The following is a 19,184-nucleotide window of genomic DNA, read 5'->3' on the forward strand; positions in this document are numbered from 1 at the left end:
CCGGCGTTGCAAGATTCCGTGGTGGCCAGATGCGGGCCGTGGCGCAGCAGGAAGCGGGCGGTCATAGGGCATCCACTAGCGGGAGTCTGCATGGGGAATGGCTCCTCCGTTCGCGCCGCCCTCGTACCCGTGCAAATGCCGTGCCGATGCCACGCGGCTGGGGTGTTTTCCCTGTGTTTCCCGCACGAAAGTCAGCTTGCCGTCGCGTTCCAGCACGACACGGCTCACGCCCGCGAGCGTCTCCGCCTGGAGGGTGGCGCGCAGGTTTGACCGCAGGTCTTCCTGCGTGATCAGTGCGCGGCCCACGCGCTCCTGGTCCAGTTCGCCGTGATCCATCAGTTCCAGCGGGCGGCCGCCCATAGCGCGGTCGAAGCCCGGAGACCGCGCGGACAACCAGCCGACGAGGCGATGCAGCAATACCAGGGCAAGCGAGGCCGCCAGTGCCACGGAGATCGGCGTTGCGCCCACCACGGCACGCGACAGCACCGCGCCCAGCAGCAACATCACGCACAGGTCGAACGAGTTACGTTGGGCGAAAGCCCGGCGCCCCGCCAGGCGCAGCATGGCCCAGGTGGCGGCGAAGACGATGGCGGCGCGGATCGCGGCCTGCCACCAGGCAAGCTGGTCGCCTTGCCCGATCAGGTTGTGCAGCAGGTCCGCCAGTCCGTTCATGGCCGCGAGCGAGTATGCCAATGCTGCGCCCTCGGCAGGTTCCGTGCCAGCGCTGCCGGGCGTACAGGCGGGAGTTGGCGGCGAGCCGGTGCCTGTCACGCAAAAACTACACGCAAGCGGCTGCCGGGGCTTGTAATTCATGCCGTCGCCGACCGCGCCCGGCGACGGCCATGACCGGCGTGCGGCACAGGTGCGGGCGGGCGCTCATCTTGCATGGTCCGGATGAACTGCCCCGTGAGCAAAGGAGAGGCCATGCCTGTGTCACCACTGCCGCCCGGGCCGGAAGATCCCGAAGACGTCCGCAAGGGCCAGGTGACCGTGCCGATGACGCGCGCAGCCTTCCGTGAGCGCTACTTCGCGCGCTATGCCGATCCTGCCTTCCGCGCGGAAGACGCGGCGCTGGCCAGGCTGGAGGCGATCGCATGGATGGCATACGCCGAGGGACGCAAGAGCCCCGTCACGCACAAGGCGGGGGCGGGCTTTGCCGACCCCGACTATTCGTTATCGGATGAATGGCGGGCCGCCAGTCATGCGGTGGCCGAGGCCGCGCGCAAGCAGTCACAGCCGGATACCCCGTCGCGCGTGCTGCTGGTCTGCGCCGCGGCGCGCAACGACTACACCTGCCCGGGCGAGATGTCCAAATCGTGGCGGCTCGCGCAGATCGCCCGCGAGAGGCTGTCGCGCGAGGGGATGGAGGTCGGCCTGCTGGACCTGAGCCTGCTCGCGTCCGATCCGGACCGCCACATCCATCCTTGCAAGGCTTGCGTGTCCACGGCGATGCCGCTGTGCCACTGGCCTTGCAGCTGCTATCCCAACCACGCACTCGGGCAGGTCAACGACTGGATGAACGAGCTGTATCCGCGCTGGGTCGGCAGCCATGGCGTGATGATCGTCACGCCGGTCTACTGGTACCAGGTGACCAGCCCGCTCAAGCTGATGATGGACAGGCTGGTATGCGCGGACGGGGGCAATCCGGACCCGACCAGCACACACGGCAAGGATCCGGTGCGTGCCAAGGCGCTGGAGCTGGCGGGCTGGGACTACCCGAAGCATCTCGCCGGACGCGCCTACGGCGTCGCCGTGCACGGCGACGTGGCAGGCGTGGAGGGCGTGCGGCGCGCGCTGTCCGACTGGCTCGACTGGATGGGGCTGATCGAGGCGGGCCAGCAGGCGCGGCTTGACCGCTATATCGGCTACTACAGGCCCTATGCGGGTAGCCATGCCGAACTGGACAAGGACGCGGGCGTGCAGCGCGAAGTGGAGAACGTGGCGGCAGCGGTTGCGCAGGCCGTCAGGCAGTTGCGCGCTGGCGCACTGCAGCCGCCGGACCGGGGGCTGATACCGCCGCGCCGGAAGTAGACATGCGGAGACAGACCATGAACCGAGACGACTGGACCCGCCGCCCGGGCCGGGGCTGGCACGACGAACCGCCGGGCAAGCAGGAACGCGACCTTCGCAGCCACTATATCGGCGGCTATGGCATCGACGACTATGACCAGCCGGTGGATCCCGCCGAACCCGGCGGCCGCCAGGGCCGACAGTCGGGCGCCGACTGGCTGCCCGAGGATGAGGACGAGGGCCGGCCGTACGGGCGGCAGCCGGCGGCCGACGCAGCCGGGCCGGCCTGGCGGCAATTCACCGGCTACAACGAGCGCGCCTCGCGCCAGCGGGCTGCCGGAGGCCAGCGCCCGCGCGTGGTCGGTCCGAAGGGGTACCAGCGCCCGGACGAGCGCATTCGCGAGGATATCTGCGAGCGCCTCATGCGTAGCGGGAAGCTCGATGTCAGCGAGGTGGAGGTGACGGTGGAGGCCGGGGTGGTGACCCTTGCCGGCAGCGTGCCGGACCGGCAACAGAAGTACCGCGTCGAGGATATTGCCGATGACGTCTACGGCGTGAAGGACTTGCTGAACCGCTTGCGCGTGCCGCGGACGCGGCAAGCGTAAACGCAAGCGCGCCGCTGCAATGGCGGCGCGCTGCGCCCCGGGCGTCAGCCGGCTATGGCCCTGGGATCGTAACCGTAGCTGTTGCGCACGCGGATCTGGCCGTCGCGGCCGTGGATCAGCAACTCGATCTTCTCACGCTGCGCCTGGGCGGTGCCTGCGGTAATGGCCTCTTCCTGCGTGGCGTGGTGGGATTCCGCGTAGCGGGCACCTTCGCGTATGACATCCCAGCCGTCCTGGTGGGGCACGACGTGTAGGTTGCTGCTCATGTCCGTCTCCTGTCTGCACAATCCGGCTATTCGTACTTCCATTGTGGCGCGCTGGCGGCCCGCGTCAATCCGGTGCTGTCTGACAGCCGAAGCGCAGCATGACCCACTTGCCGGCAAAAAAACTGGTTATTTGCCTGCTCGTTTGCCTACCCTGTCTTAGAACCCATTCCACAATGGAAAAAGCGCGCCCCTTCTTCATGGCGGATGGGTTCTGAGCTGAGAGTCGACAAAGCAAGAGGAGCTGCCATGCGTGCAAGATTTGCCAGGGGGCTTACCCAGTCCCCGGTGACGGTGATTGCGCGGCCGTTCGATGGGGACGGCATGCAGGCGCCGCAGGTGGGAGATCTGGTGACGGTGTACAGCCAGGACCAGGATACGGAATTCAACATCCGGTTGTGCGAAGCGCTGGAGCCCGGACGCTGGCGCGGCGTGGTCTACGCGATCGGGCGTGGGCAGGATGTGCTGGTGACGGCGGAAGGGCTTGAGATCGACGACGTCGTCGAGGTGATGCGCGAAGAGATTGCGTCGGTCATTCCGTGCGGGCATTCGCACTGACGGGGTGTGCGGGCCGCCGGTGCCACCAGAACAGCAGCCCGACGGCAAGTCCGCAGCCCCAATGGCTGACCAGGGCCAGGTGGCGCAAGGTTTCACCGTTGAAGTAGTAGAGCCATAGCCGGTCACGACCAACAGGCCGGCTGCCACGCTGAATATGCCGCCCGCAAGGCGGTTGCCACCGCGCATCCATGCCTGACGGATATGCGCGGGCCAGGCTGCACCCAGCAGAAGGAGCGCCGCGAACGCGGCCGCGCCATGCAGTTTCAGGCTCCACGCCAGCCAGCCCGCCAGCGCTTCGGGCGCATCGGCGAGCGTCTGCCATCCGTGCCATAGCAAGGCCGTGGCGAGCAATACTGCCCACACGCCATACAGGCCGAGCCGGCAAGCCCTCGACAGGCCGCAACGATGATCGCCGGGACGGGCCGCGATGCCGCTGCGTATGCGCTCAGGCGTTCGCACTGTTGCCGTCCCGATAGAGCAGCGTGCGCGCGCCGTGCGCTGCCAGCAACGGATGCACCGGCGCGCGGCAGACCAGCACGACCTTGGTGAGCGCGACGGCCAGCATGCAGTCGGCGGCGAGGATTGTCGCGCCCGCGGTGCGAGGCACGGCGGGTTCACCGCGCCGGACGGCGATGCGGGACGGCTCGCCAGCCGCCGGGAAGAGTCCGCCGGCAACCGAGCTGGCCAGCGCCGCATTGTCGAGCGTCCATGTCAGGGCGGTGCGCGCCGGCGCGCCCGGGTCGCGAAGGCAGACTGCTACCGGCATGGCCCCGGCATGACGCAGGTCGCCGCCGGCATTGACGACAGCGTTTTCCACGCCCGCGGACAGCATCGCCGCGATGGCCCGGTCTACCGCATAGCCCTTGGCAATGCCCCCGAGGTCAAGCTGAACGGGACGATGCTTGCGCACGGCATTGCCATCGATCTGCCATGCCACGCCGGGGCCGGTGATCCCCTCTTTCAAGGCCGGTCGCCGCTCGCAATCGAAAGCCCCGTCGCTGGCGGCATGCAGCGCTGCGGCGCAGGCCAGCACGGCGAGGGTGCGTGCATCGACCGGGACCGGCACGCCAACCGGCGCGCGGTTGAAGCGGCTGACATCGCTGTCGGGATCATGCCGGCTCATCAGCCGGTGAATCTGGCCGATCTCGGCAAACGCGGCGTGCACCGCGGCTTCGGCCTGCATGGTGGTGGCGGCGCGCGCGTGGATTTCCACCATCGTTCCGAGCCATGGCCGGGCACGGCGGCAGGCGGGCGATGCGCGGTGCGGCATGCCTTTCGCGCTCAGCGTCCGGACAGCGCCAGCTGCGCCATCACGGCGATGCGGCGGATGCCGTCGGCCAGATGCGTACACGACAGCGTGGCGCCGCTGATGATGGCGATATCGTCGCCGCTGCGCAGCGGCGACGCCGCGGTCTTGCCGGTGAACTGGCTGCGCCACGGCTTGTTGCGGACCTCGTAGCCGTGGCTCTCGCGATAGGCAAGGATTTCCACGCCGAGGATCTTGCCGGTGGGGTCCAGGGCCACTGCATAGTCGATCAGTTCGAACTTGCCGAGCACGGCATCGGTGACCACATGGCCGAGCACCTCATTGCCGCGCCGCGCCTGCCAGACGCGCCATGCGCCCATGCGCGCCGGACCGCCGGCACGCTCTGCCAGCTGCTGCAGTTGTTTTGCTTCGAGCGCGGGCACTATCGGCCGGAACTCGCCTGCCCGCGGAAACAGCTCGGACTGCGCCTGCGCCACGCTCAGGTATGCGGCAGCGTGCACGGCCGTGACGACCACGCCGGCGGATGCCGCGGCGGCCGCGCAGACGAGCAGGGAAGGGAGACTCCGGTACCGCATCGCGCGCGCCGTCAGAAGGTGATCCCCAGCCCGAGGTCGAGCCGGTTGAAATCGCGGTTCTCGCGGAACCACTGGTAGTCCACCTTGAAGACCACGTTGGGATTCAGGTAGTAGTTCAGGCCCGCCGTCCACACCGTGTCATAGGGCCGTGGCCAGAAGCCGAACACCGTGCCGGCTTCATTGACCGGAAGCGGCTGGCTGGGCTGCGGCGAGAAGCCGGGCGCGATGCCCTCGTACTTCTCGCCCATGTTGTAGCGCTCGAAGCGGACAAAGGGCACGGCGCGCGATTTGCCGCTTTGCCAGGCGGTGTAGGCGCCCTGGAGATACCAGCCGTAGAAGGCCGCGGGCATCGGGTTGGGCGTGCCCGGGAACTGCGCGTTGGCCTGTGCGGTATTGCTGATGGTGCCGCGCGCGTACAGCGCCGACAGATCCCATTTGCCGGGCGTCCAGCGGCCGTGCGTTTCCCACAGCGTGGCGCGCTGGTTGCCGGCGCCTGCGGCCGGGTTGGCATTGCCGGTGAAGACCGATCCGCCCAGCAGCAGTCCTGGCACGCCCCGATAGTTCAGCGATACGTACTGCGACAGGTTCTTTGCATTAGCCAGGCTCAGTTCCTGGTGGCTGGCCTGCATCGGGCCGATGCCGTTGTTCTGCAGGTCCAGAGCCGAGTTGTACGGCGCGGTCTCCGGCGTGAAATTCCACTTCGACAGGTCCAGCCCGGTGGTCACGCCGACGTTCCAGTCCAGCCCGATATCCGTATTGCCATGCACCGCAAGGCCGCCTTCGCGCCAGGTCGACGGGATGATCAGCGTCTCGACGAAATTGCGGTGCACGCCGTAGTAGGAGGTCGGCTCGTGGTGTTCGTTGAGCAGGCCAACCGGCATCAGGAACAGGCCGGCCGTGCCACCGATCTTGTCGGTGAACATATGGTCGACATAGAACTGCTCCACTTCAAATTCGCCAGCATCGTCGGAAGACGTGATGGCGTGCTCGAGCTCGAACTCCGAAGCGTTCGCGCGTCTTGTCGTCGAACCGGTAGCCAAGCCCGAACACCGCGCGCCCGAGATCGGCGCGTGTGTCGCCCGTATTGCGGCTGGGCCGGGAATAACCCAGTTCGCCGTAGCCCGATACGCTCAGGTTGTCCAGCGGCGAGGGCTTGCCCTGCGTGGCCTGCAACTGAGACACCTGCGTGGCCTGCTCGGCCTGCTGCGCGGCCTGCGCCTGCTGCTTGCTCTCCAGCGCGGCGTTCTGCGACTGCATGGCATTCAGCTCGGCCTTCATGGCATCGAGCTGGCCGGACATGTCTTCGATCTTGCGCTGCAACTGCTGCACAGTGGCCGTGCTGGGGCCGGGGCCAGCCGCTGCGGCGGACGCGGCCAGCGCAGGTCCTCCCGCCGCGGCCAGGCAGGCGGCGGCAACCAGGTTTCTCCTTATATCGTTCCCTTTCAGTTGGATGGCGTCTGTGCAGCAGCGCGGCGCGGGATGTGCCGGGCCGGCCCGGCGAGCATGGCCGTCACGCTGGCTTCAGTGGATTCGCATTGCGACGGCATCGGGTAGGCCGACGGGTGGTCGGGGTCGAAGCCGTCGGTCAGGGTGCACAGGAAGCGCACCACATCGGCGATCTCGCTGTTGGTGAGGGTTGGCGCCAGCGCGGGGATGTACGGGACTTCGGTCACGTTGATGCTGGCGACGTCAATCACGGGTAGGTCGTTGTACGGGATGTCGGGCGTGCCGTCGGCCTTGACGTACCAGCGCGCGGGCAGGGTGTCGCGCGTGATGTACCAGCCGACCGCCTCTTCCAGCGTATCGAACACGCCGTTGTGGAAGTACGGCGCGGTCAGCGCGATATTGCGCAAGGTGGGCACCTTGAAGGCGCCGCACAGGCGGGTACGCGTGGACAGGTCCGTACGCAGCGGGCCGCACAGGCCGAGGTCGAAGTAGTCGTGCCACGGTTCGCCCAGCCACGTGCCGTTGCGCGGCACATAGTCGAGCGCATTGCCGTCGATATTGGCGGCGATATTCCAGTTGCGCGGCAGGCCGACGCTGTCGTAGGTGAAATCGGTGAACAGCGCCGGCGTGCCGCCGACCGGCGTGGTCACATGGCAGGCCGCGCAGTTGCCCTTGGCGGGATTGTTGAACAGGGCCAGGCCATTGCGCTCACGCGGCGTCAGCGGTGCGCGGCCATTGAGGTAGGCGTCGTACTTGCTCGAGAACGGATGGAAGGAGGGGGCTTCTTGCTGGAATTGCGCGAGCGCCTGGCCGATATGGTGCAGGGCCGTGGTGCCGTCGCTGACTGCGTCCGGGCCGAACACGGCCTTGAACTCGTCGAGATAAGGCCGGGTCAGCAGCCGCGCCAGCACCTCGTCGGCCGATGCGTTGGCCATTTCGAACGGCGTGAGGAAAGGCATCTCGGCCTGGTCTGCCAGCGATGCGGCGCGGCCGTCGCGGAAGAAGCCGCCGACCGGCGTGCCGTCGGACTGGAAGCCGAAGGCAGGCGTGAACTGGAGATAGGCAAGCGAAGGGGCGTTGCGCAGGCCGGGAAGATCCATGCCCGGGCCGCCCATCGGCACCGGCAGGCCATCGTCGGCGGCATAGGCGCGGCCAGGAACATGGCAGGTCGCGCAGGACTGCTGGCCGGAAGCCGAGAGCGCGGTATCGGCAAAGAGCTTCTGGCCGACCTGGGCCATGGCGGAAAGCGTAGCGGGTTCATCGCTTGCCGAGGTATCGCCGCCACCGCAGGCGCCCAGCATTGCCAGTGACAGTGCTGCGGCAATCAGGGCGCGTGCGCTCTGCGTGAGGTATTTGCGTTGGTTTGCCGGTACATCCTGCTTCATCGACTTTCTGCGGCCGGCGCGGGCGTGCCCGCTGCCGGTAACGATCACATTGGAATCGACGCAGAATACGAATTGTTCGCATTAATAAGATTGAGGGAAGTCAAAGGAGCAGGCGAGCGCGCGCGATTCCCGAATTATCCGAACCGCCGCGCGGAAACCGCTGCGCGATACGGCAGCGGTTTCGGCAGGATCCATGCCTTTGCGCTTAGCCCAGGGCGGGCTTTCGCGGCACGCCTGCCCACATCGCCAGCCCGCTGGCGAGCAGCAGCGCGGCGAGCAGGTACAGCGCGTTGTCCATGCTGCCGGTCTGCATCTTGATCTGCCCGATGACCCAGGGGCTGACGATGCCGCTGGTGATGCCGATGCTGCTGATAAAGGCGATGCCGGCCGCGGCGCCGCTGACGGGCAGGTGGCTCGGCGGCAGCGACCAGAAGATCGGCAGCGCGGCGAAGATCAGGACGGCGGCAACGGACAGGATCGCCAGCATCGCGGCAAGGCTCGGCAGGTGCAGCGTCAGTGCCGCCAGCGCCAGCGCGCCGCCCGCGGTGCAGAGCACGAAGTGGCGGTGGCGTTCGCCCTTGCGGTCGGAATGGCGCGCGATCAGGATCAGGCCCACGGCGCCGACGGCGTTGGGCACCACCGAGTAAAGGCTGATCGATACCACGTCGGTAATGCCGAAGTCCCGGATCATCAGCGGCATCCAGAAGCTCAGCGCGAGCGAGCCGCAGGTCAGCGAGAAGTAGATAAAGGCGAACAGGTAGACGCGCGGATTGCGCAGGACCTGGCGCAAGGCCTGCAGCGAGTGGGCGGCATGGCCGGACGCGGATGATTCGTCCGCACTGGCGCGGGCGATAAAGGCCTTCTCGCTGTCGTCCAGCCAGCTTGCCTGGCGCGGCGAGTCAACCAGGAAGAACGCCGCCACCAGGCCAAGCACGATGGCCGGCGCGCCTTCGATCGCGAACATCCACTTCCAGCCTTGCAGGCCGAGCACGCCGGCCATGTCGCGCATGATCCAGCCGGATACCAGCCCGCCCAGCACGCCGGCAACGGCCACGCCGGCGAAGAAGATCGCCATCACGGCGGCGCGGCGGCGGGCCGGGAACCAGTAGGTCAGGTACAGCACGATGCCGGGAAAGAAGCCGGCTTCGAACACGCCGAGCAGGAAGCGCAGCGTATAGAACTGGCCCGGCGAGGCCACCGCCATCATGCCGACCGACGCCAGTCCCCACAGCACCATGATGCGGGTGAAGGTGCGCCGCGCGCCGAAGCGGGCCAGCAGCATATTGCTCGGCACCTCGCACAGCACGTAGCCGATATAGAAGACGGCAGCGCCGAGCCCGTACATGGCATCGCTGAAGCCGAGGTCATGCTTCATCTGCAGCTGGGCGAAGCCGATGTTGATGCGGTCGAGGAACGACACCACATAGCAGACGAACAGGAAGGGAATGATGCGCAGCCAGATCTTGCGGTACAGCGCGTTTTCGTCGCTTTCGGCAAACGCAGGGTGAGCGGGGGCTGCAATCGCCCCTGAGGCAGGATTGCTCATGAGTGTTGTCTCCGATGGATGGGCCGCGGGGCCCTGGGTGGCGGCGTCTTGTGCGCGTTAGCCGGTTTGGGGTGAAGCTGGCTGGTGCGGTTGCGGTTGCGGTTTGGTGGCCGGTATCAGGCCGCCGTTGCGATGACGCCCTCGCGCGCCGCTTCCATCGCAGCCAGCAGCACCTCCTGGCTGCCGATATGGTTGGCCAGCAGCAGGATCAGCTGCGCGTTGGCCGCATGGCTCTGGTCTTCGTCCAGGTCGCGGTGCATGTCGATCAGGGCTTCATAGAGATCATCGGGCCGGGACAGGTTGGGCTGGGTGTTCAGGGCTTGGCTTTGCATGGCGGTGTCTCGTTTGCTGTGTGGCCGTTCGGCCGGGCTTACGCGGCGAGCAGCGCGGCGCCGGTGGCCGGCAGCTGGGCGCCCGTGGCGCGCGCCAGGGCTGCTTCGATGGCAGCGGCATCGATGCCGCGCCAGCGGGCGCACACGTGCTGGTCAGGGCGGATCAGGTACAGCGTGCCGGGCCTTCCGTCGTAGCGTTGCGCGGCCAGGCCTTCGTCGTCGCGCAGGCAGCCTGCGCTGCCGGCAGCGGCTTGCGTATCGCTGATCAACACCACGCGCAGCGGCAAGTCGCCATCCTGCAGGCGTTGCAGCGCGGCGCGGCTGTCAGCATCGAGCCCGCCGGGGGTGCCGAATACCAGCGCAGTGAACGTGCCGCCCAGATGCTGCAGCAGCCAGCCCGGGCCGGCAGCATCCGATACCGGCGCATCGACGCAGACCGCGCCGGGCACCATGGTGCCGCTGAAAGCGCCATCGCTATCGCCGGAGTTCAGCGGCGAGCCATGCAGCACCGCGGGCACAGACAGCCGGCCGCTGTTGACCAGCCCGCGTGCGAATGCGTGACGCTTGGACAGCGTCAGCACGGCATCGCGGAAGACACGGCTGATCGCGCTCTTGGGCGTGATGAAATCCGTGGAGCGGGTCGAGTTGCGGAGGTTCTCGTCGGCGGCGTATTCGCGCTCGCTGGCGTAGGTGTCGAGCAGGCTGTCGGCGGCACGGCCCTGCAGCACGAACGCCAGTTTCCATGCCAGGTTCTCCGCATCCTGCACGCCGCTGTTGGCGCCGCGCGCGCCGAACGGGGACACGCCATGCGCCGAATCGCCGGCAAACAGCACGTTGCCATGGCGGAAGCTGTCCATGCGCAGGCACGAGAAGGTATAGACGCTGACCCATTCCAGTTCGAACTTTGCATCCGGGCCGAGCAGGGCCTGCACGCGCGGGATCACGCGTTCGGGCGTTTTCTCCAGCACCGGATCGGCATCCCAGCCGAGCTGGAAGTCGATGCGCCAGACATTGTCGGGCTGGCGGTGCAGCAGCACGGACTGGTTGGGGTGGAAGGGCGGGTCGAACCAGAACCAGCGCTCCGTGGGAAAGTCCGCTTCCATCTTCACATCGGCGATCAGAAAGCGGTCCTTGAAGGTGCGGCCCTTGCTGTCGAGCCCCAGCAGCTTGCGCACCGGGCTGCGCGAGCCGTCGGCGGCGACCACATAGCGGCCCGCCAGCGGATAGCAGCCTTCGGGCGTCTCCACCGTCAGCACGACGCTGGCCTCTGGCGTGCCGGGCTGGCGCTGCTCGACGCCGACCACCTTGTGCTGCCAGCGGATCTGGATATTCGGCAGCGCCTGCGCGCGTTCGAGCAGGAAGCCCTCGACGTAGTACTGCTGCAGGTTGATGAAGGCCGGGCGGCGATGGCCGCTTTCGGGCAGCAGGTCGAAGCTGTAGACCTGTTCGTCGCGCAGGAACACGCGGCCGACATTCCAGCTCACGCCCTTGTCGACCATGCGCTCGCCGCAGCCGAGGCGGTCGAAGATGTCCAGCGTGCGCTTGGCGAAGCAGATTGCCCGCGAGCCGGTTGACAGCGTGCAGTCGTCGTCGACCAGCACAACGCTTATGCCCTGCTGGGCCAGGTCGATCGCGGTAGCCAGGCCGATGGGCCCGGCGCCGACGACGATGACAGGATGGACCGTGCCACCCGCTTGCCCGGCGCGCTGTTCGGCGCAGGGCTGGTACTCAAACGACAGGTGCTGGTAGTCGATGCTCATGCCAATGTCTCCGTCCACTCTCTCGGTCTGGTTTGGTCTTGATGTCGTGAATTCAGGCCTGCAGCGCCGCCCACATTTCCTTGTCGCGCTGCGCGGTCCAGATGCGCGGATGCCGGATGCCGCTGGCTTCGTCATAGGCACGCGAGACATCGAAGGGCAGGCAATGCTCGTAAATGAAGACCTGGCCGAACTTCGGGTCCATGGCAGTGCGGGTGTGGGCCATGGCAGCCTTCAGGTCGAGCTTGTCGGCCACGGCTTCCTTGCCGGCCTGGAACAGCGTGGTGACGAAATCCTTGGTGTAGGCGATGCCCTGCTTCACTTCTTCGGGCGTGACCAGCGCGGGGCCGCGGCCGGGCACGAGCTTCTCGGGGTTGAGGGCCTGCAAGGCATCGAGCGTGGCCGGCCATTCGGCCAGTTGCGCGTCGCCGCAGTAGCAGGCGGCGTCGTACTCAACCAGGTCGCCGGAGAACAGCACCTTCTGCGACGGCAGCCAGACCACGGTGTCGCCCTTGGTATGGCCCGAACCCAGATGGGCGATGCGCACTTCCAGCTTGCCGAGGAAGAGCGTGATTTCCTGCTCGAACACCAGCGTCGGCCAGGTCAGCCCGGGCACGGTCTCCACACCGGCGAACAGGCGCGGGAAACGTTCGATCTCGGACTTCATGTCGGCCTCGCCGCGCTCGACGATCATCTCCCAGGTGCCGCGGCTGGCGATGACCTGCTGCGCGCCTTCCGCGAAGTAGGCTGAAGCGCCCAGCACGCGCACGGCGTGGTAGTGCGAGAGCACGACATACTTGATGGGCTTGTCAGTCACCGAGCGGATTTTCGCAATCAGGTCCTGCGCCATGGCCGGGGTGGCGGTGGTATCGACGATCAGCACGCCGTCGTCGCCAATGATCACGCCGGAGTTCGGATCGCCTTCGGCCGTGTAGGCCCAGGCGTTCTCGGAGAGCTGGGTGAACGTGACCTGCTTGGCTTCCAGGTCGGCCTGCGATGCGAATGCCTTGGACATGCTTGTCATTCCTCTGTGTGGGTGAGGCGAGATGCCAGGGCAACCGGTGACGATGCACGGTATTGCAGGGATTGTCTCGCCCCGTTTGTTGATGCTGCGACTGCGTTTGTGTCGGGGTAGTGCAATCTTAGGAAAGCCGTGCAAATTAATCAATAGCTAAGTTGTTAGCCTATGACTAATTTTATTGAGGTGTCGCAATCGTCCCGCAAAGAGCCGCTGGCGCGCGGGTAAACCCGTGTGACGGCACTGCCTGCCGGTGACGTTCGATTAATATCTGAGCTTTTGCATGGGAGACGCGATGGCAACGGCAGGGCGCAAGGCAGCGGAGGCAGGCGGCGAAGACAAGGCACAGCGCGGCATCCAGAGCGTGGAGGTCGGCGGCCGCTTCCTGCAGGCGCTGGCGGCGGCGCGCAGCCCGCTGACGCTGGCCGAGCTGGCCGACGCGGCGCAGCTGGCGCCGGCGCAGGCTCATGCCTATCTGGTCAGCCTGACGCGGCTCGGGCTGATCAAGCGCGACCATCTGTCCGGCCGCTACGAGCCGGGGCCGCTGTCGCTGCAGCTTGGCATGCTGCACCTCGACCACGATCCGGCCTATCGCGCCGCCGTACCGCGCGTGGACGAGCTGGCCGAAGCCACGGGCTTCAGCGTGGCCATCAGTATCGCCGGGCCGCAGGGCCCGACCATCGTGCGCTATGTGCCGGCGAGCGCGCCGCTCCATGTGAACCTGCATGTCGGCACGGTGATGGCGCTCGCCGCTACGGCAACCGGCCGGGTGTACTGCGCATTCCGGCCGGCCGAAACGTGGCAGGCGCTGTGGCGCCAGCAGCAGCCTTCCGGCACGAAAGGGGATGCCGCCGCATTTGCGACAGTGCTCGAGGCCATCCGCACGCGCGGCATCGAGCGCAGCATCGACACACCAAGCCCGGCCGTGAGCAGCCTGAGCGTGCCGGTGCTCGACGCCAGCGGCGAAATGCGGCTGGTGCTGACGGTGGTGGGCTCGACCGGAACCATCGACGTTGGCTGGCGCGGCCCGGTGGCGCGCGCCCTGCTTGCCACCGCCGCGGCGATCGGCAGCACCCTTGGCCATGAATGAGAGCGCCCGCATGACCCGAGCCAGCAAATCCCAACCCATTCCTGAGGATGACCGCCAGGTCGAAGGCGGCAAGCCGCAGCGCGGCATCCAGTCGCTGGACAGCACCGGCCAGCTGCTGACGGCGCTGGTGGCGGCCGGGCGGCCCCTGGCGCTGCGCGACCTGGCGCTGGCCGCGGACATGCCGCCCGCCAAGGCCTTCCCGCACCTGGTGAGCTTGCAGAAGACAGGATTGCTGGCACGCGACGCGGCCGGCAACTACCTGTGCGGGCCGCTGAGCCTGGAGCTGGGCCTGATCGCGCTGCAACGGCTTTCGCCCACGCGCGAGGCAGAGCCCGAGATCATCGATCTGGCCGGCACCACCGGCCTGAGCGTGGCCATGGCCGTGCTGGGCCCGCTCGGGCCAACCGTGGTGCGGCTGGAGGAATCCGCACGGCCGCAGCATGTGAGCCTGCGCGTGGGCACAGTGCTGTCGCTGGTGCATACCGCGATCGGGCGGACGGTGGCGGCGCACCTGCCGGAGAATGTGCTGGCAGGGCTGCTGGCCAGGGATGAGCTGCGGATGGCGGGCGTTGCGGCGTCCGAGGCGATCGGCAAAGGCGGCGCGCTGGCGCCGGCCTACGCGGACCGCCTCGCGCGCGTGCGCGAGGCACAGGTCGACAACGCACTGAGCCATCCGGTGCCGGGCATCGACACGCTGGCCGCGCCGGTGTTCGACCATACCGGGAGCCTGGCGCTGGTGATCGCCGTGATGGGATCGTCCGGCAGCTTTGACAGCAGCACGGCGGGCGCTGTCGCCGATATCCTTCGGCAGGCAGCGCGGCGCCTGTCATGGCGGTTCGGCGCGCTGAAGTCGCCGGGCTGAGGCGCGGGCCGGCCTCAGCGGTCGACCCGGATATTGGCCGACTTGATCAGGCCATCCCACTTCTCATACTGCGCGCGGATATATGCGCCGAACTGCGCGGGCGTGGACGGAAACGGCACCGTGCCCTGGCTGGCAAGCTTGCTGGCCAGCTCCGGCTGTCTGAGCGACGCGACAATCTCCGCGTTGAGGCGGTCGATGATGGCCTTCGGCGTATCGGCGGGCGCCGCCACGCCGAACCAGGCGGTCAACTCGTAGCCCGGCACGCCGGCGTTGGCCAGCGTGGGCACGCCGGGCAGCTGGTCGGAAGGCTTCTGGGTGGTGACCGCCAGCGCGCGCACGCGGCCGTCGCGGATATAGGGCAGTGCCGTGGAGACACTGTCGAACATCATGGTCAGGCGCCCGCCGATCAGGTCGGTCATCGATGCCGCGCTTCCCTTGTAAGGCACATGCGTGATGCTGACGCCCGCCATGTGCGTGAACAGCTCGCCGGCCAGGTGCGACGACGATCCGTTGCCGAACGAGCCGTACGTCAGCTTGCCGGGCTCGCGGCGCGCCAGCGCCAGCAGCTCGGGCACGGTGCGCGCGGGCACGTCCGGATGCACCACCAGCACATTGGGCAGGTAGGCCACCGAAGCCACCGGCGCAAAGTCCTTCAGCGGGTCATAGCCGGGCTTGTCGTAGAGGCTCTTGTTCACCGCCAGCGAGCCGAAGGTGCCGAACAGCAGGGTGTAGCCGTCTGCCGGCGCCCGTGCCACGGCGATGGCTGCGATATTGCCGCCGGCGCCGGGGCGGTTGTCGATCACGACCGGCTGCCGGAGCCGTTGCGACAGCGCGTTGCCGATCTCGCGCGCCAGCAGGTCGGTGGCGCCGCCCGGCGGGAACGGCACCACCAGCCGGACCGGCTTGTCGGGATAGGCGGCAAGTGCCGTGCCGGCGGCCGTGGCCGCCAGCGAAAACAGCAGCCCCGAGGCTGCGCGTCTGAACCAACCTGTCATCGCTTGTCTCCTTTGCGTTGTCTGGTATCTATGGCGATGGAACGGCGTCAGTGTGTCGCAGCGGCGGGGGCGCCGGGTTTCGATTTGGCAAAGGGCGTGTTCGGGCGCGTGGTGGCCCGCGAGTGCAAGCGGCAATGTGCAGACAATGTCCTGCACGCCGCTTGGCAGCGCGGCATTAGTCGCCGGGCTTGAGGCTTGCGATGGTGCTGAACAGACGGTCCAGCTCGACCGGCTTGACCAGGTGCGCGTCGAATCCCGCATCGCGGGTGTGCTGGCGATCGGCGGGTTGCGCGAAGCCGGTGAGCGCCACGAATCGCGTCTGCGCGGTGGCGGGCAGGGTGCGCATGGCGCGAATGACCTCGAAGCCGTCCATGCCCGGCATCGCCAGGTCGATCAGGGCAAGGTGCGGACGGCAGCGCGGTGTGACATTGAGCGCCTCCGCGCCGTCGTAGGCGATGGTCACCTCGTGCCCGGACAGTTCCAGCAGCATGGCCAGGCTGTCGGCTGCATCGCGGTTGTCGTCCACCAGCAGGATGCGCAGGCTGCGGACCTGGCCAGTGTCCGGCGTATCGTCGGTGCGTTCGGCCATCACGCGGCTGGCGGGTAGTGGCAGCCGTACCGTGAAGGTGCTGCCCTGGCCGGGACCGGGGCTGGCTGCGGATATGGTCCCGCCATGCAGTTCCACCAGCGAGCGGCACAGCGACAGGCCGATGCCAAGGCCGCCTTGCACGCTGGTGCCCGGCCGGTCTTCCTGCACGAACAGATGGAAGATGTCGTCGAGCGCCTGCGGGGCGATGCCGCGGCCCTGGTCGGTCACCCGGACTTCCAGGGTCCGGCCATGGACGGACGTGGAGATGGTGATCCGGGACTCCGGGGGCGAGAATTTCGAAGCGTTCAGCAGCAGGTTCTGCATTACCTGCGCGAGCCGGGTGCGGTCGGCATACAGGTGGATCTGGCCGGCATGCAGGGTAACGCTGACGGTCTGGCTCCTGGCGTCGAGCGCGGGCTGCGCGCCTTCGATCCCCAGCTCGATGATGTCGGCAAAATCAAGGGGCGCCTGCCGCAGCGCAATCCGTCCCGAGGTGATGCGGCCGATATCGAGCAGGTCGTCGACCAGGCGCGTGAGCTGTGCCAGCTGGCGGTCGATCAGGTCCAGGCTGCGTTCCACCAGCTTGATGTCGTCGGGCTGCCGGTGCATCAGCGCGACGGCATTGCGTACCGGTGCCAGCGGATTGCGCAGCTCGTGCGAGAGCGTGGCAAGGAACTCGTTGATACGCTGGCTCGATTGCTCCAGCTCTTCGCGGCGCTTGCGCTCGCTCATATCGCGCGTGACCTTGGCAAAGCCGCGCAGTGCCTTGGTTTCGTCGTAGACGGCCGTGATGGTCACGTTTGCCCAGAACATCGAGCCGTCCTTGCGCACGCGCCAGCCCTCGTCCTCGACGCGCCCTTTGGCACGCGCGGTGGCCAGTTCGCGCTCCGGCTTGCCGGCCGCAATGTCGTCGGCAGGATAGAACACCGAGAAGTGCCGGCCGATGATCTCGTCGCGGCGATATCCCTTGATGTAGGACGCGCCGGCATTCCAGCTCATCACATTGCCGGCCGGGTCGAGCAGGAAGATGGCGTAGTCCTTCACGCCCTGCACCAGCAGGCGCAGCGTTTCTTCGCTCTGGCGCAGCGCCTCGGCGGTGCGGCGCTGCTCGGTCATGTCGCGCGTGACCTTGCCGAAGCCGCGCAGCTGGCCGTTGGCGTCCTTGAGCGCGGTGATGATGACATTGGCCCAGAAGCGCGAGCCGTCCTTTCTGACCCGCCAGCCTTCGTCCTCGAAGCGCCCCTGCTCGGTTGCGGCTTGCAGCTCGATGTCGGGCCAGCGCCGGGCCACGGCCTCTTCGGGATAGAACACGGAGAAGTGCTGCCCGAGGATTTCCTCGCGCGTGTAGCCCTTGATGCGGGCCGCGCCCTGGTTCCAGCTCGACACATGGCCGGTCGCATCCAGGGTGAAGATGGCGTAGTCCTGGATGGCGTCGACCAGCGTGCGGAAATGCGTTTCCGATGCTTCAGGCTCTGCCCATGATTGGGCGTCGCTTTCCGGATGCCGGGCTGGGCTGGGTGCGGGTTTGTTCATGGGTGGTCCGCGGGCGTGTTGCCTTAAAGGATACGCCGGGAGCCCCCGATGTAGCCAGGTTTCGGCCGCGAGCCGGGACGCTGGCGAGCCGGGCGAATCGCCGTGGCGGGGTGTGACGAAAGCGCCATAGGCAGTCGCGCGCAATCGGCCGGAAGCTTCCCACGCGCGAATCGGAATCTACAGATTGTTCCGGGTAGGCCGCTCGACAAGAATGCTCTCAGGTTGCAGCGCTGTCCGAAGGGTCGGAAGCGCCGGCCTGAATCGCGGGCCGCTGTCTGTGCCCGGCCCCGGCTCGCCTGGAAATCCGGGATCAGTAGCGGGGCAAGCCATTGTTCCTGCCGGATTGCCGCCTGTGCAACCGGACCAACTCAAGGTGAGCGCCATGCCCCCGACCGCCAAGTCTTCCCTGAGCCCGATGAAGGCCTTGTCCCTTGTCAACGCGAACTCCCTCGGGCACGCAGCCATGACGCAGACCCATGATCGCCTCCCCCTGTCCGATGCCGTGCCGTGCTGCTCGAAATGCCCGCTGGCACGGCTCTGCCTGGCAGGAGAGATGACGCAGGCCGACCTGGAGAAGGTGGACGGCGTGGTGCAGAGACGCGTCCACTTGCGCAAGGGCGAACCGCTCTACCTGATCGGCGATCCGGTCACGTCGCTCTATGCCATTCGCGTGGGCACGGTCAAGACGCATGTCACGACCGAAGACGGCCGGACCCAGGTGGTGGGCTTTCATTTTCCGGGCGAACTCATCGGCCTGGACAGCGTGGCACTGCCTCACTACGGCTCGTATGCCACGGCGCTGGAGGACACCAGTCTCTGCGCGATTCCGATCGATGCCTACAAGGCGCTGACCGAGACCCTGCCGGCGATGGCGCGGCAGCTGTTCCGGGCGCTCAACAAGGAAGCGCAGCGCGGCAGGTCGCTCCAGACCCTGCTGGCCCTGATGACGGCCGAGGAGCGCCTCGTCAGTTTCCTGCTGTGGTTGTCGGAGGGCCTGTCGGCGCGTGGCTTTTCCCCGACCGAGTTCATCCTGCGCATGAGCCGGGAAGAGATCGGCAGCTATATCGGGCTGACGCTCGAGACCGTCAGCCGGCAGTTCTCCCGGCTGGCCGAGTGCGGGCTGATCCGGGTCAGCCATCGGCGCATCGAACTGCTGGACAGCAAGGGTCTGCAAGCCATAGCGGACCGGCCAACCGTGTCGGTCAGGGCCGCGCCGGCGCAGGCGGGCGCCCTGCGGATGCCCGCGGACGCGCGGCCGGGCACGGCCCCCCGTGCGGCGGGATCCCGGCCGGCCGGCGTTGCCGCGAAGTAGCAGGCGACGCCGGGAGACACGCAATGCGGCGCATGGCGCGC

At 67.5% G+C, this 19,184-nt stretch carries 17 protein-coding genes and 1 pseudogene; 6 read left to right on the forward strand and 12 right to left on the reverse strand.

All coding sequences use genetic code 11. The annotated features are described in order from the left end of the window. Positions 1-75: 75 nt before the first annotated feature. Positions 76-813, reverse strand: a complete 738-nt coding sequence (locus tag RM96_RS08935; RefSeq protein WP_238587174.1) for a DUF421 domain-containing protein — start codon at positions 811-813, stop codon at positions 76-78. 111 nt (positions 814-924) lie between these two features. On the opposite strand from RM96_RS08935, the gene RM96_RS08940 reads away from it, so the two are divergent. Further along, the gene (locus tag RM96_RS08940) at positions 925-2,031 is read left to right on the forward strand and encodes a flavodoxin family protein (protein WP_238587176.1); all 1,107 of its coding nucleotides are present in this window, start codon (positions 925-927) and stop codon (positions 2,029-2,031) included. 17 nt (positions 2,032-2,048) lie between these two features. Further along, positions 2,049-2,615, forward strand: coding sequence for a BON domain-containing protein (locus tag RM96_RS08945; RefSeq protein ID WP_039009822.1), 567 nt, complete (start codon positions 2,049-2,051; stop codon positions 2,613-2,615). A gap of 44 nt (positions 2,616-2,659) precedes the next feature. On the opposite strand, the gene RM96_RS08950 is transcribed toward RM96_RS08945, so the two are convergent. Then, positions 2,660-2,881, reverse strand: coding sequence for a DUF2188 domain-containing protein (locus tag RM96_RS08950; protein ID WP_039009825.1), 222 nt, complete (start codon positions 2,879-2,881; stop codon positions 2,660-2,662). 246 nt (positions 2,882-3,127) lie between these two features. Here RM96_RS08950 and RM96_RS08955 point away from each other — a divergent pair, with 246 nt between their 5' ends. After that, complete coding sequence (locus RM96_RS08955) at positions 3,128-3,436, forward strand: hypothetical protein (RefSeq protein WP_039009827.1); 309 nt, start codon at positions 3,128-3,130, stop codon at positions 3,434-3,436. Between the two features lie 445 nt (positions 3,437-3,881). On the opposite strand, the gene RM96_RS08960 is transcribed toward RM96_RS08955, so the two are convergent. From RM96_RS08960 to RM96_RS08995, 8 genes and pseudogenes are all read right to left on the reverse strand, one after another. Then, a complete protein-coding gene (locus RM96_RS08960; RefSeq protein ID WP_039009828.1) occupies positions 3,882-4,706 on the reverse strand; it encodes an FAD:protein FMN transferase in 825 nt (274 codons plus the stop codon). An 11-nt stretch (positions 4,707-4,717) separates the two neighbouring features. Beyond that, positions 4,718-5,278, reverse strand: a complete 561-nt coding sequence (locus RM96_RS08965) for an FMN-binding protein (RefSeq protein ID WP_039009830.1) — start codon at positions 5,276-5,278, stop codon at positions 4,718-4,720. A gap of 11 nt (positions 5,279-5,289) precedes the next feature. Continuing rightward, positions 5,290-6,577 (reverse strand): annotated as a pseudogene (locus RM96_RS08970) (porin). 143 nt (positions 6,578-6,720) lie between these two features. Further along, a complete protein-coding gene (locus RM96_RS08975; protein WP_082016472.1) occupies positions 6,721-8,109 on the reverse strand; it encodes a cytochrome-c peroxidase in 1,389 nt (462 codons plus the stop codon). A 205-nt stretch (positions 8,110-8,314) separates the two neighbouring features. Beyond that, positions 8,315-9,655, reverse strand: coding sequence for an MFS transporter (locus RM96_RS08980; protein WP_039009832.1), 1,341 nt, complete (start codon positions 9,653-9,655; stop codon positions 8,315-8,317). Between the two features lie 116 nt (positions 9,656-9,771). Next, positions 9,772-9,987, reverse strand: a complete 216-nt coding sequence (locus tag RM96_RS08985) for a DUF2783 domain-containing protein (protein WP_039009833.1) — start codon at positions 9,985-9,987, stop codon at positions 9,772-9,774. Positions 9,988-10,025: 38 nt separating this feature from the next. Then, a complete protein-coding gene (locus tag RM96_RS08990) occupies positions 10,026-11,747 on the reverse strand; it encodes an FAD-dependent oxidoreductase (RefSeq protein WP_039009835.1) in 1,722 nt (573 codons plus the stop codon). Positions 11,748-11,799: 52 nt separating this feature from the next. Further along, positions 11,800-12,759 (reverse strand): MBL fold metallo-hydrolase, encoded by a 960-nt coding sequence (locus RM96_RS08995; protein ID WP_039009836.1) that lies wholly within the window; start codon positions 12,757-12,759, stop codon positions 11,800-11,802. Between the two features lie 298 nt (positions 12,760-13,057). Here RM96_RS08995 and RM96_RS09000 point away from each other — a divergent pair, with 298 nt between their 5' ends. Together RM96_RS09000 and RM96_RS09005 are read left to right on the forward strand one after the other, a co-directional pair. Beyond that, the gene (locus RM96_RS09000) at positions 13,058-13,852 is read left to right on the forward strand and encodes an IclR family transcriptional regulator (protein ID WP_152624070.1); all 795 of its coding nucleotides are present in this window, start codon (positions 13,058-13,060) and stop codon (positions 13,850-13,852) included. A gap of 10 nt (positions 13,853-13,862) precedes the next feature. Continuing rightward, positions 13,863-14,714, forward strand: a complete 852-nt coding sequence (locus RM96_RS09005; RefSeq protein WP_039009841.1) for an IclR family transcriptional regulator — start codon at positions 13,863-13,865, stop codon at positions 14,712-14,714. A 14-nt stretch (positions 14,715-14,728) separates the two neighbouring features. Here RM96_RS09005 and RM96_RS09010 read toward each other — a convergent pair whose 3' ends face one another. Together RM96_RS09010 and RM96_RS09015 are read right to left on the reverse strand one after the other, a co-directional pair. Next, a complete protein-coding gene (locus RM96_RS09010) occupies positions 14,729-15,709 on the reverse strand; it encodes a tripartite tricarboxylate transporter substrate binding protein (RefSeq protein ID WP_039009844.1) in 981 nt (326 codons plus the stop codon). Between the two features lie 175 nt (positions 15,710-15,884). Beyond that, positions 15,885-17,831: a PAS domain-containing hybrid sensor histidine kinase/response regulator gene (locus RM96_RS09015; protein ID WP_052279407.1), complete on the reverse strand. Its 1,947-nt coding sequence runs from the start codon at positions 17,829-17,831 to the stop codon at positions 15,885-15,887. Between the two features lie 382 nt (positions 17,832-18,213). Here RM96_RS09015 and RM96_RS09020 point away from each other — a divergent pair, with 382 nt between their 5' ends. Continuing rightward, positions 18,214-19,143 (forward strand): helix-turn-helix domain-containing protein, encoded by a 930-nt coding sequence (locus RM96_RS09020; RefSeq protein ID WP_338011405.1) that lies wholly within the window; start codon positions 18,214-18,216, stop codon positions 19,141-19,143. Positions 19,144-19,184: the final 41 nt, after the last annotated feature.

It is taken from the genome of Cupriavidus sp. IDO (assembly GCF_000812465.1).
Classification (GTDB): Bacteria; Pseudomonadota; Gammaproteobacteria; order Burkholderiales; family Burkholderiaceae; genus Cupriavidus.